At 59.9% G+C, this 25,895-nt stretch carries 25 protein-coding genes and 1 other RNA gene; 12 read left to right on the top strand and 14 right to left on the bottom strand.

The window, feature by feature from the left end; all coding sequences use genetic code 11:
* Position 1: 1 nt before the first annotated feature.
* The 3 genes from FJU30_RS13825 to zapA form a co-directional block, all read right to left on the bottom strand.
* On the bottom strand, positions 2–616 hold the full coding sequence (locus tag FJU30_RS13825) for a 5-formyltetrahydrofolate cyclo-ligase (protein ID WP_150435551.1): 615 nt from the start codon (positions 614–616) through the stop codon (positions 2–4).
* A gap of 35 nt (positions 617–651) precedes the next feature.
* Positions 652–835: non-coding RNA, 6S RNA (gene ssrS, locus FJU30_RS13820), on the bottom strand.
* An 83-nt stretch (positions 836–918) separates the two neighbouring features.
* Positions 919–1,248, bottom strand: coding sequence for a cell division protein ZapA (gene zapA / locus FJU30_RS13815; protein ID WP_150435550.1), 330 nt, complete (start codon positions 1,246–1,248; stop codon positions 919–921).
* A gap of 190 nt (positions 1,249–1,438) precedes the next feature.
* Between zapA and FJU30_RS13810 the strand changes: the two genes are divergently transcribed.
* The 5 genes from FJU30_RS13810 (at position 1,439) to FJU30_RS13790 (ending at position 6,330) form a co-directional block, all read left to right on the top strand.
* A complete protein-coding gene (locus FJU30_RS13810; protein ID WP_150435549.1) occupies positions 1,439–2,023 on the top strand; it encodes a YecA/YgfB family protein in 585 nt (194 codons plus the stop codon).
* A 43-nt stretch (positions 2,024–2,066) separates the two neighbouring features.
* Positions 2,067–3,389, top strand: a complete 1,323-nt coding sequence (gene pepP, locus FJU30_RS13805) for a Xaa-Pro aminopeptidase (protein WP_150435548.1) — start codon at positions 2,067–2,069, stop codon at positions 3,387–3,389.
* Positions 3,386–4,564: a 2-octaprenyl-6-methoxyphenyl hydroxylase gene (gene ubiH, locus FJU30_RS13800; RefSeq protein ID WP_150435547.1), complete on the top strand. Its 1,179-nt coding sequence runs from the start codon at positions 3,386–3,388 to the stop codon at positions 4,562–4,564. The genes pepP and ubiH overlap by 4 nt, the downstream gene beginning before the upstream one ends.
* Positions 4,565–4,602: 38 nt before the next feature.
* Positions 4,603–5,808, top strand: coding sequence for an FAD-dependent 2-octaprenylphenol hydroxylase (gene ubiI, locus FJU30_RS13795; RefSeq protein WP_150435546.1), 1,206 nt, complete (start codon positions 4,603–4,605; stop codon positions 5,806–5,808).
* Positions 5,809–5,925: 117 nt separating this feature from the next.
* Positions 5,926–6,330 (top strand): immunity 22 family protein, encoded by a 405-nt coding sequence (locus tag FJU30_RS13790; RefSeq protein WP_150435545.1) that lies wholly within the window; start codon positions 5,926–5,928, stop codon positions 6,328–6,330.
* 69 nt (positions 6,331–6,399) lie between these two features.
* Here FJU30_RS13790 and FJU30_RS13785 read toward each other — a convergent pair whose 3' ends face one another.
* From FJU30_RS13785 to pdxR, 10 genes are all read right to left on the bottom strand, one after another.
* Positions 6,400–6,780, bottom strand: coding sequence for a VOC family protein (locus tag FJU30_RS13785; protein WP_150435544.1), 381 nt, complete (start codon positions 6,778–6,780; stop codon positions 6,400–6,402).
* Positions 6,781–6,937: 157 nt separating this feature from the next.
* On the bottom strand, positions 6,938–7,654 hold the full coding sequence (locus tag FJU30_RS13780; RefSeq protein ID WP_150435543.1) for a helix-turn-helix transcriptional regulator: 717 nt from the start codon (positions 7,652–7,654) through the stop codon (positions 6,938–6,940).
* A gap of 570 nt (positions 7,655–8,224) precedes the next feature.
* On the bottom strand, positions 8,225–9,328 hold the full coding sequence (locus tag FJU30_RS13775) for a glycerol dehydrogenase (protein WP_150435542.1): 1,104 nt from the start codon (positions 9,326–9,328) through the stop codon (positions 8,225–8,227).
* Positions 9,329–9,674: 346 nt separating this feature from the next.
* The gene (locus FJU30_RS13770; RefSeq protein WP_150435541.1) at positions 9,675–11,006 is read right to left on the bottom strand and encodes an MATE family efflux transporter; all 1,332 of its coding nucleotides are present in this window, start codon (positions 11,004–11,006) and stop codon (positions 9,675–9,677) included.
* A 6-nt stretch (positions 11,007–11,012) separates the two neighbouring features.
* On the bottom strand, positions 11,013–11,789 hold the full coding sequence (locus tag FJU30_RS13765; RefSeq protein ID WP_150435540.1) for an ABC transporter ATP-binding protein: 777 nt from the start codon (positions 11,787–11,789) through the stop codon (positions 11,013–11,015).
* The gene (locus FJU30_RS13760) at positions 11,773–12,624 is read right to left on the bottom strand and encodes an ABC transporter ATP-binding protein (RefSeq protein WP_150435539.1); all 852 of its coding nucleotides are present in this window, start codon (positions 12,622–12,624) and stop codon (positions 11,773–11,775) included. The genes FJU30_RS13765 and FJU30_RS13760 overlap by 17 nt, the downstream gene beginning before the upstream one ends.
* Positions 12,621–13,451, bottom strand: a complete 831-nt coding sequence (gene opp1C / locus FJU30_RS13755) for a nickel/cobalt ABC transporter permease (protein WP_150435538.1) — start codon at positions 13,449–13,451, stop codon at positions 12,621–12,623. The genes FJU30_RS13760 and opp1C overlap by 4 nt, the downstream gene beginning before the upstream one ends.
* A gap of 1 nt (position 13,452) precedes the next feature.
* Positions 13,453–14,385, bottom strand: coding sequence for a nickel/cobalt ABC transporter permease (opp1B, locus tag FJU30_RS13750; RefSeq protein ID WP_150435537.1), 933 nt, complete (start codon positions 14,383–14,385; stop codon positions 13,453–13,455).
* A gap of 106 nt (positions 14,386–14,491) precedes the next feature.
* Positions 14,492–16,129, bottom strand: coding sequence for a nickel ABC transporter substrate-binding protein (nikA, locus tag FJU30_RS13745; protein ID WP_150435536.1), 1,638 nt, complete (start codon positions 16,127–16,129; stop codon positions 14,492–14,494).
* Between the two features lie 276 nt (positions 16,130–16,405).
* A complete protein-coding gene (gene pdxR, locus FJU30_RS13740; RefSeq protein ID WP_150435535.1) occupies positions 16,406–17,869 on the bottom strand; it encodes a MocR-like pyridoxine biosynthesis transcription factor PdxR in 1,464 nt (487 codons plus the stop codon).
* Between the two features lie 272 nt (positions 17,870–18,141).
* Between pdxR and FJU30_RS13735 the strand changes: the two genes are divergently transcribed.
* The 4 genes from FJU30_RS13735 (at position 18,142) to FJU30_RS13720 (ending at position 21,167) form a co-directional block, all read left to right on the top strand.
* Positions 18,142–19,005: a transporter substrate-binding domain-containing protein gene (locus FJU30_RS13735; RefSeq protein ID WP_395858564.1), complete on the top strand. Its 864-nt coding sequence runs from the start codon at positions 18,142–18,144 to the stop codon at positions 19,003–19,005.
* 73 nt (positions 19,006–19,078) lie between these two features.
* Complete coding sequence (locus tag FJU30_RS13730; protein WP_150435534.1) at positions 19,079–19,720, top strand: amino acid ABC transporter permease; 642 nt, start codon at positions 19,079–19,081, stop codon at positions 19,718–19,720.
* 27 nt (positions 19,721–19,747) lie between these two features.
* Positions 19,748–20,413, top strand: coding sequence for an amino acid ABC transporter permease (locus FJU30_RS13725; RefSeq protein ID WP_150435533.1), 666 nt, complete (start codon positions 19,748–19,750; stop codon positions 20,411–20,413).
* Positions 20,406–21,167, top strand: a complete 762-nt coding sequence (locus tag FJU30_RS13720) for an amino acid ABC transporter ATP-binding protein (RefSeq protein ID WP_150435532.1) — start codon at positions 20,406–20,408, stop codon at positions 21,165–21,167. The genes FJU30_RS13725 and FJU30_RS13720 overlap by 8 nt, the downstream gene beginning before the upstream one ends.
* A gap of 87 nt (positions 21,168–21,254) precedes the next feature.
* Here the strand turns inward: FJU30_RS13720 and FJU30_RS13715 are convergent, their stop codons facing one another.
* Positions 21,255–21,992 (bottom strand): sulfite exporter TauE/SafE family protein, encoded by a 738-nt coding sequence (locus FJU30_RS13715; RefSeq protein ID WP_150435531.1) that lies wholly within the window; start codon positions 21,990–21,992, stop codon positions 21,255–21,257.
* Positions 21,993–22,321: 329 nt separating this feature from the next.
* Between FJU30_RS13715 and FJU30_RS13710 the strand changes: the two genes are divergently transcribed.
* From FJU30_RS13710 to FJU30_RS13700, 3 genes are all read left to right on the top strand, one after another.
* Positions 22,322–23,659, top strand: coding sequence for an aspartate aminotransferase family protein (locus tag FJU30_RS13710; RefSeq protein WP_150435530.1), 1,338 nt, complete (start codon positions 22,322–22,324; stop codon positions 23,657–23,659).
* A gap of 209 nt (positions 23,660–23,868) precedes the next feature.
* The gene (locus FJU30_RS13705) at positions 23,869–24,906 is read left to right on the top strand and encodes a LacI family DNA-binding transcriptional regulator (protein ID WP_150435529.1); all 1,038 of its coding nucleotides are present in this window, start codon (positions 23,869–23,871) and stop codon (positions 24,904–24,906) included.
* A complete protein-coding gene (locus FJU30_RS13700; protein WP_191091599.1) occupies positions 24,897–25,895 on the top strand; it encodes a LacI family DNA-binding transcriptional regulator in 999 nt (332 codons plus the stop codon). Before FJU30_RS13705 ends, FJU30_RS13700 begins: the two co-directional genes overlap by 10 nt.

Below are 25,895 nucleotides of genomic sequence, written 5' to 3'. Positions count from 1 at the left end.
CTCAGGCAACAAAACGCCACTGGCGCGACGGCGTGACGATTTCAGGCAGCGGCACATCCCAGCCGGCCGCCGGCAACGGCGACACCTGCTGGCAATCATGGGCCAGGCCGATCGGGTACGGTCCGCGCCGACGCCAGTGCTGCAGCGTGCGATCGTAGAAGCCGCCGCCCATTCCCAGACGCTGCCCCTGTTCGTCGAACGCCACCAGCGGGGTAAACAGCACGTCCAGCCGTTCGACCGGCAGGACATGCCGCACATCCAGCCGCGGCTCGGCGATCTTCAGCCGGTTAATCACCAGCGGCGTGTGCGCCTCGTAACGCAGAAACAGCAGATGACCGGGGCTGAACGGATGCAATACCGGCAGGTAAACCTGTTTTTGCAGTTGCCAGAAGCGGCGGATAAGCGGCGCGGTGTCCAGTTCGCCGTCGAACGACAGAAAGAGCGCGACGCGCTGCGCCTGGCGAATACGGGGATGGTTGTCGAGCCGGGCGACCAATTGAGCGGCGAATTCCGCCTGCTGCTGCGCGCTGAGCTGACGACGACGCTGACGCACGGTCTGACGGATAAGCTGTCGGGTTTGCGCCGCGCAAGGCGGACCTGAAGAAGATGGCTGCATACGGGAGTCCGTCAAAGCCGAAACAAAAAAGAAAGGGGATCTCCGAGATGCCGCCACAGGCCGTAACCCTTGAACCCTTGGTTCAAGGTGAACATAACGTCGCAGCTTTAAGGCTTCCCGGATAAACCGGGCATGCTCACCAGCCGCAGAGCATTACATTCTGTTGGTTTGAAATATCGGCTCAGGGGACTAGCCCGTCAGCAAACACCTCAGAGAAATTTTATTCGTTGTCTGGAACTAACCTTAACACGCCAGACAGCTTCATGTTAACCCAAATACCACACTTTCCGCCTGAATGGACGTTATTCGAACTGTACGCCCGGGCGTTCGCCAATGCGGCCCTGCTCCAGCAGCGCCTGTTCGATGGTCTGTTGCAGCATCCGGATGCGCTGTTCCATATTGGCCGCGTAATCACGGGTTTTCAACCGTTCCTGAGCCAGTTCGTGACATACGTTAAGCGCCGCAATAAACACCAGCTGCTCCGTGTTGGTCACTCTGGTACGTTCTTTTAAGTCCTGCAGGCGCTGGTTAAGGTCGTCTGCCGCCTGATTCAACGCTTCCTGTTGCTCCGGCGGGCAATTCACCCTTAACGAACGACCAAAAATCTGAATATCTACCGGTTGTGCAGACATGCCACCTTCCTGCTTTGATTCGTTTCCGCGCCCGCGCCAGCGCTGCTCCGCGCTACATGACAACGGTCTGGTTAACGGCGGGCGTCACTATAATATAGCCAAAATAGAAGATACAACCCCTTTCTGGTATAGCGACGGTGCCTGGTGGTAGCATAACACGAACGAACCCTGCCAACGATGACGAAAACGCATGTCTATAGAGAATACATTTCCGGGCTATAAAGCCATCAATCATATTTTATATCAGCAGCAGGTGGCCCTGACCGCGGCCGAAATGCACGGGCTGATCAGCGGGTTGCTGTGCGGCGGCCACCGGGACGACAGCTGGCAGACGCTGATTCACGAGCTGACCAACGACGGTCTGGCGTTCCCGCTGACGCTATCGCAGCCGCTGCAGCAACTGTACCAGGTCACGCGCGAAACGCTGGAGGATGACGGTTTCATGTTCCAGCTGCTGCTGCCGGACGATAATGACGACGACGTCAGCGTATTCGACCGGGCCGACGGTCTGGCGGGCTGGGTTAATCACTTTCTGCTCGGACTGGGTATGGCGAAGGCGCGGCTGGAAAGACTGGATGGCGAAATGAAAGAAGCCATCGACGACCTGCGCAACATCGCTCAGCTGGGCTACGATGAAGAAGAAGACCAGGAAGAGCTGGAGCAGTCGCTGGAAGAAGTGATCGAGTATGTGCGCATGGCCGCCATTCTGTGCCATAGCGAATTCGGTCGCCCTAAACTCTACGCGCCGGAACAGAAAAAACCGACATTGCATTAATCCTGACGCCCCCCGCGTCGGGATGCCTTTGCAGGAGCAGCCGATGAACCAACAAGAGTATCTCCGCCGCCGCGCGGCGCTGCTGAAAAAGATGGCGCCGGGCAGCGCGGCGATTATTTTCGCCGCCCCGGAATCAACGCGCAGCGCCGACAGCGAGTATCCCTACCGTCAGAACAGCGATTTCTGGTATTTCACCGGTTTTAACGAGCCGGAAGCCGCGCTGCTGTTGATCAAAAGCGACGAGACGCACCACCACAGCGTGCTGTTTAACCGCGTGCGCGATCTGACCGCGGAGATCTGGTTTGGACGGCGTCTCGGCCAGCAGGCCGCGCCGGAAAAACTCGGCGTAGACCGCGCCCTGCCGTTCGACGAAATCGATGCCCAACTGCACCTGCTGCTGAACGGACTGGCGGTGGTTTATCACGCCCAGGGGCTTTACGACTACGCCGATAATCTGCTGTTCTCCGCGCTGGATAAGCTGCGGCGCGGCGCGCGTCAAAATCTGCGCGCGCCGGCTACAATGACCGACTGGCGGCCGTGGGTGCACGAAATGCGCCTGTTCAAATCGCCGCGTGAAATGGAGATCCTGCGCCGCGCCGGGCAGATCAGCGCGCTGGCCCATACCCGCGCCATGCAGGCATGCCGACCCGGCATGTACGAATACCAGCTCGAAGGAGAAATTCTGCATGAATTCAATCTCCACGGCGCCCGCTATCCTTCCTATAACACCATCGTCGGCGGCGGGGCGAACGGCTGCATTCTGCATTACACCGAAAATGAATCGCCGCTGCAGGACGGCGATTTGGTGCTGATTGACGCCGGCTGCGAATATCAGGGCTACGCGGGCGATATCACGCGCACCTTCCCGGTCAACGGCAAATTCAGTCCGGCGCAGCGCGCGGTATACGACATCGTGCTGGCGTCGCTGAATAAAGCGCTGGAGCTGTATGGTCCGGGACGCAGCATTCATGACGTCAACGAAGACGTGGTGCGCATTATGGTCAACGGTCTGGTGCGGCTGGGCATTCTGCACGGCGAGACGGAAAAACTGATCGCGGAACAGGCGCACCGCCAGTTCTATATGCACGGCCTCGGTCACTGGCTGGGGCTGGACGTGCACGATGTCGGTCACTACGGCAGCAGCGACCGCGGACGCGTTCTGCAGCCGGGCATGGTGCTGACGGTCGAACCGGGGCTGTATATCGCGCCGGATGCGGACGTGCCGGCTGAATACCGCGGTATCGGCATCCGCATTGAAGATGACATTCTGATCACGGCGGACGGCAATGAGAACCTGACCGACAGCGTGGTGAAAGAGGCCGACGATATCGAAGCGTTAATGGCCGCGGGATGCAGTCAACGATGAGCGTGATTATTGTCGGCGGCGGTATGGCCGGCGCGACGCTGGCGCTGGCGATTTCGTCGCTGTCGCGCGGCCGGCTCGCCGTAGAATTAATCGAGGCGCGTCATCCGCAAACGCGCCGGCATCCGGGCTTCGACGGCCGCGCCATCGCGCTGGCGCAGGGCACCTGCCTGCAGCTGTCGGCGATCGGCGTCTGGCCCGCGCTGGCCGACTGCGCTACGGCGATTACTTCGGTGCACGTCAGCGATCGCGGCCACGCCGGCTCCGTCAACCTGCAGGCCGGCGATTATCGCGTCCCGGCATTAGGCCAGGTGGTCGAACTGCACGACGCCGGCCAGCGTCTGTTCGGGCTGCTGCGCGAGGCGCCGGGCGTTCGCCTGCACTGTCCGGCGCAGGTGACGTCGTTCAGCCGCGAGCGGCAGGGCGTGCGGCTGCGGCTGGATAACGGCGACACGCTGGACGGCCGGCTGCTGGTGGCCGCCGACGGCTCGAACTCGGCGCTGGCGCAACAGGGCGGCATCAGTTGGCGACAGGAGGACTACCAGCAAGTGGCGGTGATCGCCAACGTGACCACCGCCCTGCCGCACCAGGGGCGCGCCTTCGAACGCTTCACGCCGCAGGGGCCGCTGGCGCTGCTGCCGATGTCGGCCGGACGCAGCGCGTTGGTCTGGTGCCACGCGCAGTCGCAGCAGGCGGACGTCGACGGCTGGGACGAGCGAACGTTCCGCGCGCATTTGCAGCAGGCGTTCGGCTGGCGGCTGGGCGCCATCCTGCAGGCCGGCGAACGCAAAAGCTATCCGCTGCGCCTGCTCACCGCCCGGCGCCACGTCAGCCATCGGCTGGCGGTGGTGGGCAACGCGGCCCAGACGTTGCACCCGATAGCCGGCCAGGGCTTTAATCTGGGCCTGCGCGACGTGATGACGCTGGCCGAAACCCTGGTCGCCGCCGCCGGGCAGGGCGAGGACCCGGGCGGCGGCGCGGCGCTTAACCGTTATCAGCAGCGGCGCCGGCCGGATCAGCAGGCGACCGTCGCGGTCACCGACGGTCTGGTTCGTCTGTTCGCAAACCGCTATGCGCCGCTGGTGGCGGGCCGCAACCTCGGCCTGATGGCCATGGAAAGCCTGCCGCTCCTGCGCGACGGCCTGGCCCGGCGCACGCTGGGCTGGGTCGAGCGCTGAACGGCCGCCGTCGCCCAATCAAACAGAGAAAGGAATTTATGCAATCATTTGACATCGTTATCGCCGGGGGCGGCATGGTCGGTCTGGCGCTGGCGTGCGGTTTAGCCGGCGGCGGGTTGCGTATCGCGGTGCTGGAACAACAGCCCGCGCCGGCCGATAAGCCTGACGACGAACCCGCGCTGCGCGTTTCGGCCATCAATGCCGCCAGCGAAAGTCTGCTGCGCCATCTCGGCGTCTGGCACGATATCGTAGCGCGCCGCGCCAGTCCTTATAACCAGATGCAGGTCTGGGACAGCGACAGCTTCGGCAAAATTCACTTCAGCGGCGCGGATTTTGGTTACGCCCGGCTGGGCCACATCATTGAGAACCCGATCATCCGCCAGGCGCTGTGGCGACGAGCCAGCCAGTTGCCGGACATCACGCTGCTGCCCTCGGTCGCCCTGCAGCAGGTGGCGTGGGGCGAGAACGAAGCCTTCATTACCTTGCGGGACGGCACCATGCTGACCGCGCGCCTGATGGCCGGCGCCGACGGCGCGCACTCCTGGCTGCGGCAGCACGCCGACATTCCGCTGACCTTTTGGGATTACGGCCAGCACGCGCTGGTGGCGACCATCCGCACGCAGCAGCCGCACCAGTCCGTCGCCCGCCAGGTGTTTCACGGCAGCGGAATCCTCGCATTTTTACCGCTGAGCGACCCGCACCTGAGCTCCATCGTCTGGTCGCTGGCGCCGGAGGTGGCCGCTGAACGAGCGGAGGAACCGGCCGAGGCCTTCTGCCGGCAACTGGCGGTCACCTTCGATACCCGGCTCGGCCCCTGCCAGCTGGTCAGCGAACGTCAGACCTTTCCGCTTACCGGTCGCTACGCGCGCAGTTTCGCCGCCCACCGGCTGGTGCTGCTAGGCGACGCCGCCCACACCGTGCACCCGCTGGCCGGCCAGGGGGTGAACCTCGGCTTTATGGACGTAGCCGAACTGATTGCCGAAATCAAACGTCTGCAGCGCGAAGGCAAAGATATCGGCCAGCATCTGTTCCTGCGGCGCTACGAACGGCGACGTAAACACAGCGCGGCCGTGATGCTGGCCGGTATGCAGGGATTCCGCACGCTGTTCGACGGCGATCACCCGGCGAAGAAACTGTTGCGCGACATCGGCCTGCAGTTGGCCGATAACCTGCCCGGCGTAAAACCGGCGCTGGTGCGCCAGGCGATGGGCTTAAACGATCTGCCTGACTGGCTGAGCCAATAGCAGTAACCGCCCCGGCCGGCCGGGGCCGAATAATTGAGCGCGGCCCGCCGACTGAAGGATGAAAAAAATAAAATCGGCTCCGCTATATAGCCGGATAAAACGCGCAGGATATCCGCCATGGCAAATAAATACGGCAAGGTGCATCTGTGGATCGGCAGCAATTTTAGCCGGGAAGAAGAGTATATGCAGTACTTCGCGCTGGACTACTCGGTTGAAGGCGACTTTGACGATCCAAATTATCAGCTATGCGCCTTTTGCAAGGATATCGGTTTACAGTGGTACGATGAAGATCAAATAGGAATTATTCCGCGCTTCGAACATGAAGTGGGTTTAGATGAGATTTTGGCCGCAGCGGCGATTGACGACGCCGAAAAAGATCGCGCTAAAGCCGCCTGCCGCAGCCATAACATCAATCAGGCGAACGCGATTTTCTGGTATGCGGATGCGGACCTTATTTTAGCCCGCTCCGGCGGAAATAGTTACAACGGATTAAAATACATCGGGTTATTTGATGGCGACTAACGGCGCCATCCACGCTTTGCCGCCGCGCGTAGCCTGCCGTTCATCGCGCGGCCTGGCCGATACGCCGGTTCAGACAAACGACGACACATCGGTTGCGCATACCCGCAGCCGGTGACCATCCGGATCCTGCGCCACAAAGGTATAGCCAAACTCCAGCCGAACCGGCGGCGTCACCATGGTCACCGCCTTGTCGCGCCATGTCTGATAAAGCCGATCGACATCTTCATCCGTCGCCTTGCTGAAACAGAGTTCCGTGCCGCCCACCTGCGGCTGTGCCGGCGGAAAGATCTCATCGCGAGTCTGCAGGCCGAGCGAAAAGTCGTGGTCGAGGCTAAACAGGGTAAAATCCGGGAAAGATTCAGCCGGCTCGCGGGCCAGAATATCGGCGTAAAAGCGGGCGCTGACGGCGACATCCTGAACATACAGGATCAGGCTATTGGGTTTAAACATCGGACGATCTCCACATCGGGTAAGGGGCGAAAGAACCGCCGTCGCCTGAAACTCACTGATGGAAACAGCGGCGGTTCGACCTGCGGGATCCTATCCGCGCGCGGTGACAATTCCTGTCAGCAGCGCTCACGCCGCCGCGCTTACGCTGCATCAATCCTTACCCCTGACTCTGCGTCTCTTCCGACCGGGCCGGACTCTGTCGATGACGTTTTTTCCACTCATGCAGCAATATCTGACGCCGCTGGGGATAACGCTGATGCTCCAGCGTCACCGCATCAATGCGATCGGTACGGAAGTGGCGAAAATCCCGGCGCAGTTCGCACCATGCCACCAGGATCATCACCTGATCGAAATAGCCCAGCGCCAGCGGCCAGATCGTGCGCGATGACGCACGCCCCTGCAGATCGCAGTAAGCGATGTGTATTTTAGCCTCGGAACGGATGGTCAGGCGCAACTGATACAGCAATTCATCGGACGTGGCGCTGGCTTCGCCCGGCCCGATCAACAGACCGGAGCTGTCCAGCCGGCGCTGCAGTTCCTCCGGCAGGACGGCGGAAATTTTCGTCAGCGCGGTCTGCGCGGCGGCCGACAGATAACGATCGCCGCGCGCGGCGACCCAGCGCGAACCCAGCGCCAGCGCCTCGATTTCCTCTTCGGAAAACATCATCGGCGGCAGCAGGAAGCCAGGACGCAGCACATAGCCCAGACCGGCGGCGCCCTCAATGGTCGCCCCCTGCTCCTGCAGCGTGCGAATATCGCGGTATAGCGTGCGCAGGCTGATGTTCAGCGTCTGCGCCAGCCAGGCTCCGGTAACGGGAAAACGATGCTGGCGCAGAAGCTGCAGCAGCTCAAGCAAACGTTGCGAACGGGACAAACCCTCCCCCTTGTTGATAAATCGACGGGGCCTTTCCCCTGTCGCGGCATCCGATGGCGGGCCGATCGGACGCGGCGGCCGCGCGCGTTTATTCTGCGGCGCGCCGGCGCCCGCCGACCCGGCCCCTGACCTGCCGGTCACCGCAATGGTGGCGTAACGCCGGCCGCCTGACAACCGCTTTGTCAGCAGGTTAGCCGGCGGACCGAGACGCGGGCCAATAAGCAGGACCGGCGCGGACTGCGCGTACGCGATTAAAGATAGCGAAAGCATCAGACCAAAGGCGCGGCGATATCACAGAGAGGAGAAATGCGGCGCTTCGGCCAAGGACCGCGGCGGCGAGAGCGTTTCAAAGAGGGGAAAGGTTAGCGCACCGAACCATCGCGTTCTTCAGCACGATAAATCTGGCGACGCGGCGGGAAAAACCGGCGAAACTGCCGGACAGGCTCGGTCGCAGACGTCATCAGACCAAAAAACATTGTCGGCTATTGGCCGCAAAAAACGTCGCATCCGGGCCGGCGATCCCTGCCGGCTCAGGCCGACGCCGCCAGCGGCGCGCGTCGGCGATGGCAATTACGCCTTATAACGTGCGCCCATGGCGTTCGCGGCCATCATGGCGGCATACACGTCATTTTCCGACAGGTTGGCGGGCATGTTGGACATGGTGTCGCCTTCGGCACAGGCCACTTTGGCGACTTCACGCCATACTTTCTCATCAATAGTGGTCAGCCCCATGTCGGCCAGCGTCAGCGGCAGACCTGCGGTCTTGATAATACGGATGACGGAGTCGATTTCTTCCGCCGGCGCGTTTTCCAGCACCAGTTGAGTCAACAGACCAAAGGTCACTTTTTCGCCGTGCTGTACGCGGTGCAGTTCAGGCACGATGCTCATCCCGTTGGAAACCGCATGCGCCGCCGCCAGGCCGCCGGATTCCGCACCCACGCCGCTCAGATAAATAGTGGCTTCGATAGTCTGTTCCAGCGCGGAGGTCACCACTTTACTGCTGACGGCATCCATCGCGGTTTCAATGTTTTCCTGCAGAATGTCGTAGCACAGGCGGGCAATGCCTAAACCAGTGCGGGACGGGCGTTTCAGCACCAGGTTAATCCCATCTGCCTGGAAGCAGGCGCGCGCTTCAAAATAAGTGGCCAGCGCATCACCCACGCCGGCGGCAAAGAAGCGAACCGGCGCATTGGCGATAACCTGGGTATCCACCAGTACGGCATCCGGGTTTTTCGGCAGGAACAAGTATTTATCAAATTCGCCGTTTTCTTTATACAGCACGCTCAGTGCGGTACAAGGCGCATCGGTCGAGGCCAGCGTCGGAACGATGACAACCGGTTTATTTTCATAGAAGCTGACCGCTTTGGCGCAGTCCAGCGTCTTACCGCCGCCGATCCCGACCACGACTTCGATGTTGTTGGCAGTACAAATCTGACGTAAACGATCGACTTCAACAGCGCTACATTCGCCGCCGAATTTTTCAACGTTAACATTCAGGCCGCTCTCTTTCGCGCCCTTAGCCAGGCTGGAAGAAACACGGTCCAGGAAAAATACGTCGCAGACAACCAGAACATTGTTGCCAAAAACCTTCAGGTGCTCATCAAGCTGATCGAGTAAACCGCTGGCGATAAGAAATTTTCCAGGAGAAGAGATACTACGTGGTGTCATTTTCATGTTAAAACCTTTAATGCATGTGGGCTTATAATCCTACCGCTAAACCATCCGCTTTCAGAGCGAAAAAGCACATAAAATTACTCTCAATCAAAACTTGACCTATTTTCATATATACATCAAATGATAATTCTATTTCTTAACGTACAACCAGAGTAATTCACTAAATTAGAGACAGATCTCATTACTCAAACACTCATAAATCTGAGAAATCAATTCCGTCAACCCCCGTGCTCGCCGGCCTGGCGGATCCTCCGGCTGCCGCTATGGCGGAACGGGCGACGTCAGGAGCGCACAGCGGCGGCCGGGAGTTAGCGGAGGAACGGAGACGGTCATTCTCCCTTGCCGTTCAGACCGTAACCCGGGCGCGCGCCGCCGGCAGCCACAGCAGCAGGAACGCCGAACGGCCGAGGCTAAAGGCCAGGTAGGCCATCCACAACCCGTGATTGCCATAGTGCGGCACCAGAAAATACCAGGCGGCCAGCCAGGCCAGCAGCGCCAGTATCATCGAGTCGCGCACCGGCGCGGTATAGGTAATGCCGGTGAATACGCCGTAAAAAATAATCCCGGCCGCGCCGCACAGCGGATACAGCATCAGCCAGGCGCTGTACTGCAGGCATAGCGCAATCAGCGCAGGCTGATGGGTAAACAGGCCGATCAACGTCGGCCCGCTCCACCACCAGAGGAGCGCCAGCGCCAGCGCCAGCCACAGCGAAGACAAGGCCGCGTGACGCAGCGTCTGCCGGTACAGCCCGTCATCTTTGGCGCCGCGCGCTTTACCGCTGAACACGCTGGCGGCATTGGCGAAACCGTCAAACAGGTAGGCGATCAGGTAATGGATCTGGAACAACACCGCGTTGGCCGCCAGCGTTTCCGTGCCCAGCGACGCGCCGGTGGCGATAAAATGGTTGGTCACGATCAACAGGCAGACGGTGCGCAGCATCAGATCGCCGTTCACCAGCATAATGCTTTTCAGCTCGCGCAGGGACAGCAGCGAACCCGGCGCCATCGCGCGCCGATCCGGCACCAGCTGGCGATGAATCAATACATACCCCAGCAGCGTGCCCACTATCTGCGCCAGCAGGGTGGCGCTGGCGATGCCCGGCACGCCCCACCCCAGCACGCGCACAAAGATCAGCGCCAGCACAATGTTGATGACGTTGATGGCGATCTGGTTAAACAGCACCGCGCGCGTCCTGAGCCGCCCCATCAGCCAGCCGAGGCAGACATAGTTGATCAGGGTAAAGGGCGCGCCCCAGATCAGAATAAAGAAGTATTCGCCGGCGTAGCCCTGCACCGACGCCTCCGGCTGCAACAAGCGCATCGCCATGCTAAACAGCGGTTTTTGCAGCGCCACAAACGTCAGGCCGATAAACAGCGCGATGGCCAGCGGACGCAGCAGCGCGCTGGTCAGCAGGGCGTCGTCGTCCAGCGCCTGCGCCGTATAGCCCGTAGTGCTGACGCGCAAAAAGCCAAACAGCCAGTAAATCGTGCTGAAAATAACCGCGCCCACCGCCACGCCGGCGATACAGGCCGGATCGGGCAGATGACCGACCAGCGCGGTATCGACCGCGCCCAGCAGGGGCGTGGTCATGGTTGAGATCACAAAAGGCACCACCAGGGCAAGATAGCTGCCGTAGCTCAGGCGCGCCGGCGCGGAAGAAGACGAGGCTTGCGACATGTTTATTTAAAACTCCATCACGGCGCGCAGTAGATTTTGAGCCCAGGGATGCTGTACCTGACCAAGCTCGGCCATGTCGTCAACCTGCTCAATAACGCGCCCCTGTTGTAAAAAAATAACCCGCTGGCAGAGATACGTCACCGCCATCAGATCATGACTGATAAACAGCCAGGTCAGCCCGAGCCGCTGACCTAACTCCAGCAGCAGATCCATAATCTGCACCTGCACCGTAACGTCCAGCGCGCTGACCGCCTCGTCCAGCACGATAAACCGCGGCTGGCTGGCGATGGCCCGCGCAATGCACACCCGCTGCATCTGGCCGCCGCTAAGCTGATGCGGAAAACGTTCGCCGAACGACTCCGTCAGCCCCACCTGGCGCAGCAGTTCGCTCACCCGGCGTCGAACTTCGTCACGCTGCCTGACGCCCTGCGTCAGCAGCGGTTCGGCGATAATATTCAGCACGTTCATCAACGGATTGGCCGATGAGGTGTAGTCCTGGAATACCGCGCTGACGCGCGTCTGCGGCGGCGTCCGCCGCCAGAAGCGGCGCGCGGCGTACAGCGGCTGACCGCCCAGCGTCACCGACCCCTGCCACGGCGCTTCCAGCCCGAGCAGAATACGCCCCAGCGTGCTTTTGCCGCTGCCGCTCTCGCCGACGATGCCCAGGCATTCGCCGCTCCGCACGCTGAACGACACGTCGTTCAGCACCGGCAGCCAGCCGGATACGCCGTCCTGGCGCCGGTAGCGGTGATGCACACCGCGCACATCAATCAACGTACTCATCTGCTCCCTCCTGCGAAAGTCGGTTCGACGACGGCCGGACCAGCGTCCGATAGCGCCGCTGCAGCGCCTGACGGGACGCCACCAGATAGCGGGTGTGCTGGTGCCGGGGCTGACGCAGCGCCTGTTCCACCGTCCCCTGCTCTACCACCTGCCCTTGCTGCATGACCAAAACCCGATCGGCGATCCGGCTCACGACGCCGAAATCGTGCGAAATAAAAATCATGGTGGTGCCCAGGCGCTCACGAATCGCGCGGAATTCGCGCATGATGTCGAATTGCGTCACCGAATCGAGCGCGGTGGTCGGCTCATCGGCGATCAGCAACTGGGGCTCCAGCGCCAGCGCAATGGCGATCATCGCCCGCTGCAGCATACCGCCGCTGATTTGACTGGGATATTTATCAAATAAGCTCGCGACATCGCGCAGCCGGACCCGTTGCATCATCTCCAGCGCCAGCCCGCGAGCATCGCGCTGAGTCAACGCCAGATGCACGCTAAAGGTTTCCGCCATCTGACTGCCGATCGTCTGCAAGGGATCGAAGGCGCTCATCGGATGTTGCAGGATCATACCGATCGTTTTACCCCGCAGACGACGCATCGCATCCGGTTGCTGCGCCAGTAAATTCGTATCATGCAGCCAGGCCTGGCCCGACCGAATGAACTGCCCGCCCAGTAACCCGACAAGCGCGCGACAGGTAAGGCTTTTACCGCTGCCGCTTTCGCCGACGATCCCCAGGCAGGCATGGCGCGGCAGCGAAAAAGAAATATCGTGCAGCAGGCGATTGCCGCCGGCCGCCAGATCAACCTGTAAATTTTCTACCCGCAATAGATCGCTCATCCGTGCGCCTCCCGCGGATCCAGCGCATCGCGCAGGCAGTCGCCCAGCAAATTAAATGCCACCACCACCAGCAGAATCGCCAGCCCCGGCGCCAACATCTGCGTCGGATGGCTGAGCATGACCTTCTGCGCTTCGCTTAGCATCGTGCCCCATTCGGCCGTCGGCGCCTGCACGCCCAGACCGAGAAACGACAGAGCGGAAATATTCAGGATCACCCAGCCGGTATCGAGCGTGGCCAGCACCAGAATCTCGGACAGCGTATTGGGCAACAGGTGACGGCGCAGAATAAACCACAGCGGCGTGCCGCTGGCGCGCGAAAACAGAATGTAGTTCTGCTGACTATGCCTGATCACGATGGAACGGATCATGCGGGTATACCACGCCCATTTCACCAGAATATTGGCCAGGATGACGTTGCCGATGCCGACCCCCAGCACCCCGACAATCGCCAGGATCATCACCTGGCTGGGGAAGGACAGCATGATATCGCAGGCGCGCATCATCATCTCATCCAGCCGGCCGCGGAAATAGCCGGACAGGAAACCGAACAGGCTGCCGATGACGATGGTGACCGCCATGGTAAACAGCGCGAGGAACAGCGTGGTGCGCACGCCAAACATCAGTCGCGACAGTATGCAGCGCCCCAGATGGTCGGAGCCGAGCGGAAAGCGAGCGCCAATCTGCGCGTACTTGCGCGCGATATGGATTTTATTGGGATCCTCAGGCGCCAGCCAGGGCGCGAAAATGCCGATCGCCACCACCGTAATAATCACCAGCAGGCAGAGCAGCGCGATCCTGTCGCGCAGCAGTTTACGTAAAAAATGCATGTCATCCCTCGTGCCGTAAAGATGGGTCCATCCAGCGCTGCAGAACATCGACCAGCAGATTGCAGATCACAAACAGCAGCGCCATCATCAGGATATACGCCTGAATCACCGGATAATCGCGGCTGAAAATCGCCGAGATACACAGACGGCCGATGCCCGGCCAGGCGAAGATATTTTCGATGATCACCGTTCCCGCCAACAGCTGCGGAATACTCATGCCCAGCGCGGTAATGCTGCTGTGCAGCGAGTTGCGCAGCACGTGGCGCAGGATAATGCGCCGCTCGCTCAGACCGCGCGCACGCGCATAATAAACATAATATTGCTGCATATTTTCCAGCATATTATTTCGGATCAGGCGTATATAGATCGCCACATAAACCATCGACAGCGTGATCGCCGGCAGGACGATATGCGCCGCGCTGCCGCTGCCGCTGGTGGGCAATAGATCCCAGGCCAGCGCCAGCCACCAGATAAGCAGCAAACCCAGCCAGTAGCTGGGCATGGCGGTGATCAGAAACACCAGCATGCGAATCAATCGATCGAACAGGCTGTCTTTATAGACCGCGCTCAGTACGCCAAGCGGTACGCTGACGCACAGGACGATCGCCATCGCCAGCGCCGCCAGCATCAACGTGGCGGGCAGACAGCGGGCGATCTCATCCAGCACCAGACGATGGTTAATGTAGGAATAGCCGAAATCCAGCCGCACGGCATCGGCCAGCCAGTACAGATAGCGGAGCAGAAAGGGACGATCCAGCCCGAGTTGCTGACGCATCTGAGCGACAGCTTGCGGCGTCGGAATAATTTCATTCACCCGCAGAGCGACTTCGGCCGGATCGGCGGGCACCAGATTCAGCAGCGCGAAGGACAAAAACGAAATGCCCAGCAGAATGGGCAGCGTCAGCAGCAGACGACGGCAAATATACTTTTTCACGTCATTCCCTGTCATTCATAGATCGGACAACCAGCCGGCCGGTCATTCACCGGCCGGCGTACAGACAGATGGCCGGCGCGATCCGTCCGGATCGCGCGCCGCCGCCTTACTCTCGATACATGCGATCGAATGGGATCTCGAACTGTGACGGATTAAAACCTACGCCGCGCAGACTGTTCACATACACCGCCCGGTTGCGTTCATAGGTAAGCGGAATATAGACCGCCTCATCATGCAGCGTGGTCAGCACATAGCGATACAGCGCCTGACGCTGCGTTTCATCGGTGGTGATCAGCGCATGACTGATGCTGTCATCGATCTGTTTTTTCTGACTAAGCCCCTGCTGAGCGGCATAGTCGCCGTACACCGGCAGTTTCATGCCGGACAGGAATGACTGCGGATCGTAAGGCGTGCCCCAGGAAATATTAAACACAATATCGAAACGACCGGCCTTCTGGCGGTCGCGATACGCCTGCTCTTCCTCGCCATATAGCCGGAGTTCAATACCCAGTCCGGCCAGTTCGCTCTGCAGGTACTCGGCGATCGCCTTCTGCGAGGCGGTATTGCTGTCGTAGTACAGCGCGATGGATAACGGCTGGCCGTCTTTTTGGCGCCAGGATTGCCCCGCCGTCCGGCGCCAGCCCGCCTCATCCAGCAGTTTTTCCGCCCGCTCGACATCCCAGGCGTAAGGCCGCAGATCCAGATTGCTGTACGGCACATTCTTCGCCAGCAGCGTATCCGCCGGCGCTTCGCTGCCGTTGAAGATCCCTTCGGCGATGTCGGTTTTATTGACCGCGTGCTGCAGAGCCTGACGCACCCGAACATCGCTCAGGTTTGCCGAACGGGTATTAATCAGCAGCATCCGGGTGGAAACCGGCCCGGACAGCAGCGTAGTGAACTGTTTATCGGCGCTCAAACGGGCGAAGGCGTCGGCGTCGATCATATTTTTCCCGTAGATCATGTCGATCTCGCCTTTCTGCAGCGCCAGCAGCCGGGTCTGGTTATCCGGTATCACCTTCATCACCACCTTTTCCAGCCGCGGCGGCGCGCCCCAGTAATGCGGATTGCGGGTAAAGACGGCGTACTCATCCGTCTTATGCTCGCTCAGCACATAAGGCCCGGTGCCGATGAACGCCCGCACGCCCTTTTTCGTGCCGCCGTCGATCATCGCGGCGGGCGAGATAAAGCGCATCGGCCGGGTCACCGCCAGTTCGGTGAGCAACGGATAGTAGGGCTCTTTAAGGGTAAAGCGCAGCCGTCGGTCGTCCAGCGCGTCGACCTTATCGATGACGCGCACCATTTCCAGCCAGCCGTGCCGTTCACGGTTCGCCAGCACCGCATCGACATTCTGTTTGGCCACCGACGCGTTAAACGGAGTACCGTCGCTGAACGTTACGCCGCTGCGCAAGGTAAAGGTATAAATCTTACCGTCCGCCGAGGTATCCCACTTTTCCGCCAGCCACGGCTCAATGCCGCGATCGGTGACCTTCACCAGCGACTCATACAGCATGTTCTGCGCCCAGATTTCACCGGAATAGATGTGCGGATTGAGATCGCGAATATCGCGAAAATTGGCGAAGGTCAGCGAGGCCGTCTCCTGCGCAAGCGCCGGCGGCGCGGAAAACGGGGCGAGGCAGAATAACAGCGCGGCGGCCAGGCGCCGGCCCGCGATCAGGCCGCGATGACGGCGTGCTGTTAACCCGGAGGACGAACGAAAACGCAATACGTTGAGGTATGAAGACATAGTAATAATCCATTTACTGAAAGCGCCGTAGCGCGGAGAGAGAAAAAATCGCGCTATTTTAACCGCCTATCAAACAAATGATACTCATTATCGTTTATAAATTTTGACGTGGCGCATAATTCCGCACAATACATCCACCCGCCTGCGGGCTTCGTTAGCCGACCTGCGATCTCAGTAATGAAAGGGGAGCCGGCGCGACGCCGGCGGGGAAAGGAAAAAGCGACGCGGCCGGTACGGCAAGGCGCTCAATCAGGCGCCGTCCGGCAGGCGAAACACTCAGCCGCGCAGCAGCTGGTGACGCAGCGTTTCCACGCCCGGCATAATGTCTTCGGTGGCGATGGCGTGAAATCCCATGCGAAAATAGTTGTTCGGCGGCGCATCGCACAGGAAGTGGCGGTGCCCCGGTTCAATCAGCACCCCGGCGTGCGCCGCCCGCCAGGTCAGCATCTCGGTATTAATCCCCTCCGGCGCGCTGAGCCAGAACGCGTTAGCCTGCTCGCTGCCGGGGATGCGCCGGCATTCGGGCATCAGCTTGTTCAGCGTCTGGTGCAGCCGATCCCAGCGGCGAGAGGACTCTTCCCGGTAGCGGCGCAGATGGGTTTCGTAATAGCCCTGCGCCAGAAAATGCGCCATCTGGTACTGGATGTTGGCCGGCGGATGGCGGTACATCAGGCGGCGCAGCGCCCTGAGTTCGTCGATCAGCTCGGGGTCGGCCACCATAAAACCCAGACGCAGCCCCGGCGATAGCGCTTTCGACAGGCTGCTGACGTATATCACCCGGCCGCTGCGATCGCTGGCCTTCAGCGCCGGCAGCGGATTATCGGCGAAGTTGCTCTCCGAATCGTAATCGTCTTCGATAATTACCGTGTCCGCCAGCCGCGCCTGCTCCATCAGTTGATGACGGCGAGCGACGCTCATCGTCACGCCGGTCGGCACCTGATGCCCCGGCGTAACGTAGTAATAATCGCAGGCCGGCCGGTCGCCCAGCACGATGCCCTGCTCGTCCACGTCATGCACCACGATATCGGCGTCGTGCAGCAAAAACGTATTGATGCCTTCGCGAAAACCGGGGCTTTCCACGCCGACTTTGACGCCCCGCCGCATCAACAGCTGCGCCAGCAGAAAAAGCGCGTTTTGCGATCCCAGCGTTACCAGGATCTCATCGTTGCCGGCCACGATGCCGCGCTTCGGCAGGATACGCGTGCGGATCTGCTCCAGCAGCATCGGCACGTCCTGGTCCACCTGATCGACCAGCCACTGATGATCGCGCATTCCGCCGTTCAGCCAGCGCGAGGTCGAACGCCACTGGGTCATGGGAAACGACCGGGTATCCGGCTGGCCGTAAATAAACGGGTAGCGGTAGTGCATCCAGTGCGCCGGTTTCATAATCGACTCAAACTGGCTCGGCGACTTGCGCAGCCGATTGCCCCATTTTGGTGCATCCGCGCTGCATTCTGGCGCGTTGCCCGAAACCGGCAAACAGCCGGGGTGATAGTCCGGATGCAGGTAAAATCCGCTGCGCGGACGACTGACCAGATAGCCGTCGCTGACCAGGCTTTCAAACACCAGAGCGGTGGTATTACGCGATACGCCCAGCTGCGCCGCCAGCTGGCGGCAGGACGGCAGCGCCTCATCCACAGGAAAAATTCCGGTCAGAATCGCATTCACCAGCGTTTCACGTAGCTGCTCCTGCAGACCACGATGTTTATCAAACTCAACATGCAGGCGATGTGTATTCATTAACCGTTCCTCCAGACCACCACTCGCTACAAGACTCGCAAAAGCTGTACCACTTTTACTTTTACTGACACATAAAACTAACGCATCTGGCTCTATTCAGCCAGGGAAAGCGCCTCTTAAAGTAAAAATGCAAGACGTTAGCGCGTTAGCAGTCCATTTTATCCTTTAAATCAACTGCGGATAAATTATTACGGCACGCATTTTGCAACGTTCACCAGGTTACGTACCGGGATGTCGATACATCATATTATTAAACAGAAAAAGGTGGTGCTATGAAAAAGAAGTTGATTTCACGCAGCGGAATTTATGCACTGATCGCCGGTATGGCGATGACATTTTCACTCAGCGCCTGGTCGGCTGATTTACCGCAAATTGAAAAAAGCGGAACATTAAAAGTTGCCACCGAAGATGATTACGCACCTTTTAATTTTATTACTAATGGAAAGGCCGATGGTTTTAATAAAGACATGCTGGAAGAATTACGTAAATATGCCAAATTCAAGGTAGAGCAAAGTATTCTTCCGTGGACCGGCCTGCTCGCGTCCGTCTCCACCGGCCAGTACGATATGGCGCTAACCGGCGCGGTCGTGACCGATGAACGCCTGAACGTATTTAATTACACTCCGCCGCTGGCTTCGGCGCAGCATTACTATGTTAAACGCGCCAAAGATGACTCCATTAATTCCATCGCCGATCTGAGCGGCAAAAAAGTCGGCCTGCAGGCGGGCAGCGCGCTGTTAAGCCGTCTGCCCGAGCTGAAAACGATGCTGGAAAAATCCGGCGGTAAACTGGGACCGGTCGTGGAGTATCAGTCCTACCCGGAAGCTTACGCCGATCTGGCCAACGGCCGTCTGGATTACGTGATCAACGTTGTTATCTCGGTCAACGATCTGGTGAAGGCCAAACCGAAAGTGTTCGCCAAAGGTCAGGCGGTATCCGGCCCGGGCTATATCGGCTGGCCGATTCCGAAAAATTCGCCGGAGCTGCTGGCGTATATGACGGACTTTATCAACCACCTGCGTCAGACCGGCCGTTTGCAGGAACTGCAGAAAAAATGGTTTGGCGAAAGCTATGAAGACCTGCCTCCTGTCGCCATCACCAGCGCGGCGCAGTTCCACGAACTCGCCGGCCAATAAGTAACGCTCTCGTCCACGCCGGGCTCGCCCCGGCGTCGCACTTCGCAACGGCTTTACACTACAGGAGAAGATCATGGACGTAGATTCATGGTGGCTACTGCTGGAAGGCGCATGGACCACAACGTGGATTTCAGCCATCGCCATTGCGTTCGGCGTCAGCTTCGGTCTGATTATCGCCCTGATCCGAATGATGAAAATTCCTGTCGTCGATCAACTGCTGGTGCTGTACATCAGCTGGGCGCGCGCGACCCCGCTGGTTACGCTGGTGCTGTTCCTGTTCCTGTCCCTGCCCACGTTTAATATTAATATGGATAAGCACGCGGCGGCCATTCTGTCGCTAACGCTGAACACCGCCGCCTTTAACGCCGAAATCTGGCGTAACGCCTTTATCAACTTTCCGCGCGAACAGCGAGAAGCGGCGGAATCGGTGGGGATGCGCCGCTTTACATTCTTCCGCCGCATTATGCTGCCGCAGATGCTGATCGTCAGCCTGCCGGCGCTGGTCAACGAAATGTCGTTTCTGATCAAAGGCAGTCCGGCGATCGCGGTGATCGGCATTGTCGATCTGACCCGGGTCACCAACCGTATTTCCTCCGTGACTTACGAACCGCTGTATCCCATCCTGGCCGCCGCGCTGCTCTATATCATTATCATCGGCGTACTGGTCAAACTGCAGGGCGTAGCGGAAAAACATGCCCGCCGTCTGGCGCGCTGATGTTCACTTTATTTTTCGGGAGGCACTATGGGTGAGTGGTCGATTATCTGGTCCCAGCGTGCGGCATTTCTGGATGGATTCCTGATGACGCTGGAGCTGTTTATTCTTGCCTCGGTCATCAGCATGATCATGGGATTGTATTTACTCTATTTTACCGAGCATAACCTGCGCGCGCTCAACCGGACGATTGTCGCCTTCGTCAGCCTGATGCGTACGCTGCCATTCCTTATTTTCGCCTATCTGCTGTATTACGGTTTACCGCAACTCGGCATTAGCATGAGCGCATTTACCGCCGGCCTGATTGCGCTATCGCTTTACCATGGCGCCTATTTTTTCGAAATATTTCGCAGCCAGCGTCAGGTATTTTCCGCCGGCTATATTGAAGCGGCGCAAGCGCAGGGGTTTTCCAAATATAAAACCTTCCGCCGCATTATTCTGCCTAATATTATTTCCGGCGCGCTGCCGTTGATGGCCAATCAGCTGATTATTTGCCTTAAGGATACGGCGTTCCTCAGTATTATTACCGTGCAGGAAATTACCGCGGCCGCCAATAGCGTTCAGGCGACGTATTTTATTCCGTTTAAAGCCTTTATTATTGCCATCGTGCTGTACTGGCTAATCAGCGTAATTATTGAACTGGCCACCAAATGGTTGGGCCGCTATGGAGCAAAAAGAGGAATGACCCATGTGTGAGACTCCTGCCGTTAGCGTTAAAAACGTCTCCAAGCAGTTTGATAATGTCGAAGTGCTGAGGGACATCAACCTCACCGTCAAAAAGGGCGAGGTTGTCAGTATTCTGGGTTCTTCCGGCTCAGGTAAATCCACTCTGCTGCGCTGCATGAACTGGCTGGAGCAGCCCGATCGCGGCGAAATCCATATTTCCGGCAGCCGCATCGGCGTCAATGACAGCACCGGCAAAGCCATGTCGCACCGCGAACTGGCGAAAATCCGCGAACGCGTCGGCATGGTATTCCAGAGCTTTAACCTGTGGCCTCATCTGACCGTACGGCAGAACGTGACCGAAGCCCTGCTGCACGTTAAAGGCATGAAGCGCGATGAAGCCAATGAAATCGCCCGCATCCAGCTGGAGAAGGTCGGGATGGCGCACAAGAGCGATAGCTTCCCGCTCACCTTATCCGGCGGTCAAAAGCAGCGGGTCGCCATTGCGCGTTCGCTGGCGATGAGCCCGGAAGTGATCCTGTTCGATGAGCCGACCTCGGCGCTCGACCCGGAACTGGTGGGGGAAGTGCTGGGCGTAATGCGTACGCTGTCGGGCGAAGGCTACACCATGGTGGTGGTGACGCATGAAATGGAGTTTGCCCGCCAGGTTTCGGATCAGGTGGTGTTTCTGGAGAAAGGGCTGATCATCGAGCAGGCGCCGCCGGACAAGTTCTTCAACCACTCGGACTCCGAGCGGGTGCGCCAGTTCCTGCAGACCGTTCGCTAACCTTAATGCCGCTCGCGGTCAAACGGCCGCGGCTTTCCTTTCCGTCGCCGGTCGGGCTTTGCGCGGCCGCGCGGCGCTTCGTCGTTTCTACAGCCGGTGAGACACCGTCAGCCACAGCGGCGACTGCGCAATCGCGCCCAGCGCCATCACAATCAACAGCGGCGCCACGCTCCAGCGCGCCGGCAGGCCGGGATGCCGCAGGCACAACAGATGTCCGGCCAGATTGCCCGCCAGCGACGGCAGGAGCAGCATCAATGCGGACACTATCGCCGGCGTCGTCAGCGCGCCGGCAAACAGCAGTCCGGCGCAGGCCAACAGGCTGCTGACGATAAAAAACACGATGGCGGTTGCGCGCCGCGGCGCGCTGCGCAGCGGCAGGTTGAGCAGATACAGCATCAACGGCGGCCCGCCGGCCGAGGCCGTAGTCATCGCCAGCCCGGAAACGACCCCGGCCAACGGGGCGTGACGCAGCGACAGCGCGCGCAGGCGGATGTTAGCCACAATCAGCACGCCGCCGCACAGCGTCATCAGGGCGATCAACAAACGCAACATATCGGACGGCAGCCAGTACACCAACCACAGACCGGGCAGCAACGCGGCGCACATCCCGTACAGCAGACGCCTTAACAACGGACGCGAAGCCGTACGCCAGCCGCTGCGCAACAGCGGCAGCGCGGACAGCAGATCCAACAGCAGCGCGCAGCTCAGCGCCTGATGCGGCGGCATCAGTATGGAAAAACCCAGAACGGCGATCAACGCGAAGCCAAACCCGCAATATCCCCGGACCAACCCGGCGCAGGCCGCAATCATACATAGCGCAACCATGGTGCTACCTCTTCCATCGTTTGTGCGCGCACTATAAAAACTCCGCCCCGGTAGCCACAGAGCCAGTTGGTCATCTGGCGCGTGACACCGTTGTCACATCCATTAAACGCATCTGGCTCTGGCGGGGGAAACCTTGCGGTGCGCATGATGAGCGGGAACAATGCGCTTTGTCGACTGCAGATCTTTATGGTACCCAGTAGCCCTCAGGGTGCAGCGCGCCCCCTGGCGTTGACTCAGGTGAGCGGTCGGGGCGTAAAACCGGAGCACTCGCAGTTTGCATGATGATGGGTATATCTGCGGTACAGACAGTCTTAATTGAGGATGGCAATATGAAACTGGCAATGAATATGGCGGATGAACTGACCAATGATAGCGTGCGCGACCTTGACCGCAGCTACGTCTTCCACTCATGGTCCACTCAGGGCCAACTGAATCCGATGGTGATTGCGGGCGCGAAGGGCTGCCAGCTTTGGGACTACTCAGGTAAAACCTGGCTGGATTTCAGCAGCCAGCTGGTAAACGTCAACATCGGCTATCAGCATCCTAAAGTGCTGGCGGCGATGAAAGAGCAGCTGGAGTCGCTGGTGACCATCGCGCCGGCCACCGCCAACGCCACGCGCGGCGAAGCGGCCAGGCGTATCGTTGCGCACGCGCCAGATAGCTTTAAGAAGGTCTTTTTCACCAACGCCGGGGCGGACGCCAACGAGAACGCCATCCGCATGGCGCGTATGTACACCGGACGGGATAAAGTGCTGTCCGCCTACCGTTCCTATCACGGCAACACCGGCAGCGCGATCGTCGCCACCGGCGACTGGCGCCGCGTGCCGAACGAATTTGCGCGTGGACACGTACACTTCTTCAATCCCTACCTCTATCGTTCCGAATTCGGCTCCGCCAGCGAGCAGGAAGAGAGCCAGCGCGCGCTGAACCATCTGCGCCGGGTGATTGAATGCGAAGGGCCGACGTCTATCGCCGCGATTCTGTTGGAAAGCATCCCGGGCACCGCGGGCATCCTGCTGCCGCCCGCCGGCTATATGCAGGGCGTGCGCGCGCTGGCCGATGAATTCGGTATCGTGCTGATCCTCGACGAAGTAATGGCCGGCTTCGGCCGCACCGGGCGCTGGTTCGCCTTCGAGCACTTCGATATCACGCCGGACCTGATCACCTTCGCCAAAGGCGTTAACTCCGGTTATGTGCCGGCCGGCGGCGTACTGATTTCCGAATCGATTTCCCGCTACTTCGACGACCACTTCTTCGCCGGCGGCCTGACCTATTCCGGCCATCCGCTGGCGATGGCGGCCATTGTCGCCACCATCGACGCGATGGAAGAAGAAGGCGTGGTGGAGAACGCCGCGAAAATCGGCGACGGCGTACTGAGATCCGGTCTGGAAAGTCTGATGGAGAAACACCCGCTGATTGGCGAAGTGCGCGGCATCGGTATGTTCCAGGCGCTGGAACTGGTTACCGATCGCGAGAAAAAGACGCCGGTGCCGGCGGCCGACATGGCGGCGCTAAAAGCGGCGCTGACCGAAGCCGGCCTGCTGTGCTTCGTGGTGGAAAACCGTATCCACGTGGTGCCGCCCTGCACCATCAGCGCGGAAGAAGTCGCTCAGGGCCTCGCTATCCTCGACGAGGTACTGGGCCGCTTCGATCGCCTCGCCGCCTGACGACAGGCATACAGGCCGTCGCCCGCCGGCGGCCTGCGCGCTCCGCCCGTTACGGGCGAGCGCTTTCCCGCGCCGTTTTCCTCTTCGTCCCGTCACGCGTTGGTCCGTCCTTTGCCGACAAACGCGACGACGGGCGATTTTTAGCCGTTAAAAATGCTACACTGCCGCATCATGACATCCGATTGACCGTGGTATGAATTTATCCGTCTATGTCGCTTAAAAGCATTGCTCAACATCTGGGTCTGTCCACCTCGACGGTGAGTCGGGCGCTTAACGGCGATCCCGATGTATCGTCCGATACGCGTCAGCGGGTTCTGTCGGCAGCGAAGGCGTCCGGCTATACCCCCAATCAAAACGCTCGCCGCCTGAAACGCGGCAAAAGCGACATCGTCGGGCTGGTTTATCCTTTCCAGCACAACCTGATCGAAAACGTCGGCTTTATTCAGAATACGGCCAGTATCAGCGCAGTGCTGGCGCAGGAGAATATCGATGTTTTCCTGATTTCGGATGCTTTTTTTGACCAGCGGCTCTCCTTTGTGCGCCTGATAGAAAGCCGCAGCGTGGACGCCCTGATTGTCGCCCATACCCAGACGTACGATCCGCGCCTGATCTATCTGCAGGAGATCGGTTTTCCATTCCTGGCGCTGGGCCGCAGCCAGCTGCCGGGCCGCTACGCCTGGTTCGATTTTGATAATGAAGCCGGCACGATGATAGCCACCCAGGCGGCGCTGGCCGCAGGGCACCGGCGCATCGCCTATCTGGGCGGCGCCTGCCAGCTGAACTTTATTCGCCAGCGTCTGCACGGCTTCCAGCGCGCCATGCGCCAGGCCGGCCAGACGATCAACCCCGACTGGCTGTTCGACATTCCGCTGACCAGCTACGCCGGCTATCAGGCCACCCGGGCGATGTTTTCCGCCGATGTTGCCCCCACCGCGATCGTTACCGATGATCGTTTCACTGGCGAAGGGGTGGCGATTGCGCTGCAGGAACTGGGCTACCGCCCGCAGGATATCGCGCTGTACGTTTACGATGGACTGCCGGAAGACACCACCACCACCTTTGAGGTGATCCCGATAGAACAGTCGACCGGCGACAAGGTTGGTGAACAGATCGGCCGCATGACGCTCAGTCTGCTGGCCGGTACGCCGCCGGAACAGCTCCAGGTTCTGTGGCAGCCCGCCCTGGGTCGGCTTTCAACCCCATTCCCGCCGGCGGATATCGGAGACGGAGGCCTAACGTGTCGCTAAAAGCCATCGCCGCGGAATTGGGCATCTCCGTCACCACGGTCAGCCGCGCCCTCGGCGGCTATGACGATGTCGCCGAGCATACCCGGGAGCAGATTCTGGCCTGCGCGCTGCAGCGCGGCTACCGCCCCAATGCGCAAGCGAGAAAACTCAAAACCGGCCGCAGCAACACCGTCGGCCTGGTGCTGCCGTTCCACAAACATGTGCTGCATGACGCTAACTTTATCAATACGTTATCCGGATTAAGTCAGGCGTTAGCCGGGCAGGACCGGGACCTGCTGCTGATTACCGATGAGTTTCACCACGGCGGCAGCGCGCTGCGAAACCTGCTGCATAGCCAGAAAGTGGACGCGCTGATCGTCGCGCACTGTCAGCCCGACAATCAAGACATGGCGATTTTGCTCGCCGGCCAGTTGCCAGTGCTGTTTTTTGGCCTGCAGGTCGACGATGCCGCCTGGTTTAATATCGATATCGCGCCCGCCCTGCGCGATGCGGTGGAACGGTTGACCGCAGGCGGCTATCGCCGCATCGCTTTTATCGGCGGCGATGGCGCCATCCCTTATCATCAGCAGCGGCTGGACGGCTTTCTTGCAGCGATGCGCCGCCATCAGCTCGAGCCGGCCGGCATCCAGCTGTGTTCTATCGGCCGCGGCGCGGGCTTTCTTGCCGTTCAGCGTCTGCTGGCGCAAGCGCAGACGCCGGACGCCATCATCGTCGGCAGCAATGTGCTGGGCGAAGGCGTGGCGACGCTGCTGCAGCGCGAAGAGCGGCTGTTCAACGGCCGCACCGCATTAATCGTGGTCGATGAGCTGAAAGAGGGCTGTCTGATCAACGGCAAAGTCACCGCGATCGTGCAGCCGGCGCCGGACAAAGCAGCCGGCCATATTGCCGGGATGATCGCGCGGCTGGTGGATGGCGCCGCGCCGGCCAGCGTGCAAACCTGCTGGCCGGCTCGCCTGGGCGATGGGGACACCGCGCATCCCCGCATTTAA

It is taken from the genome of Affinibrenneria salicis (assembly GCF_008710095.1).
Note: the sequence above shows the minus strand (reverse complement) of the source record. Positions and strands in the feature narration are given on the sequence as shown.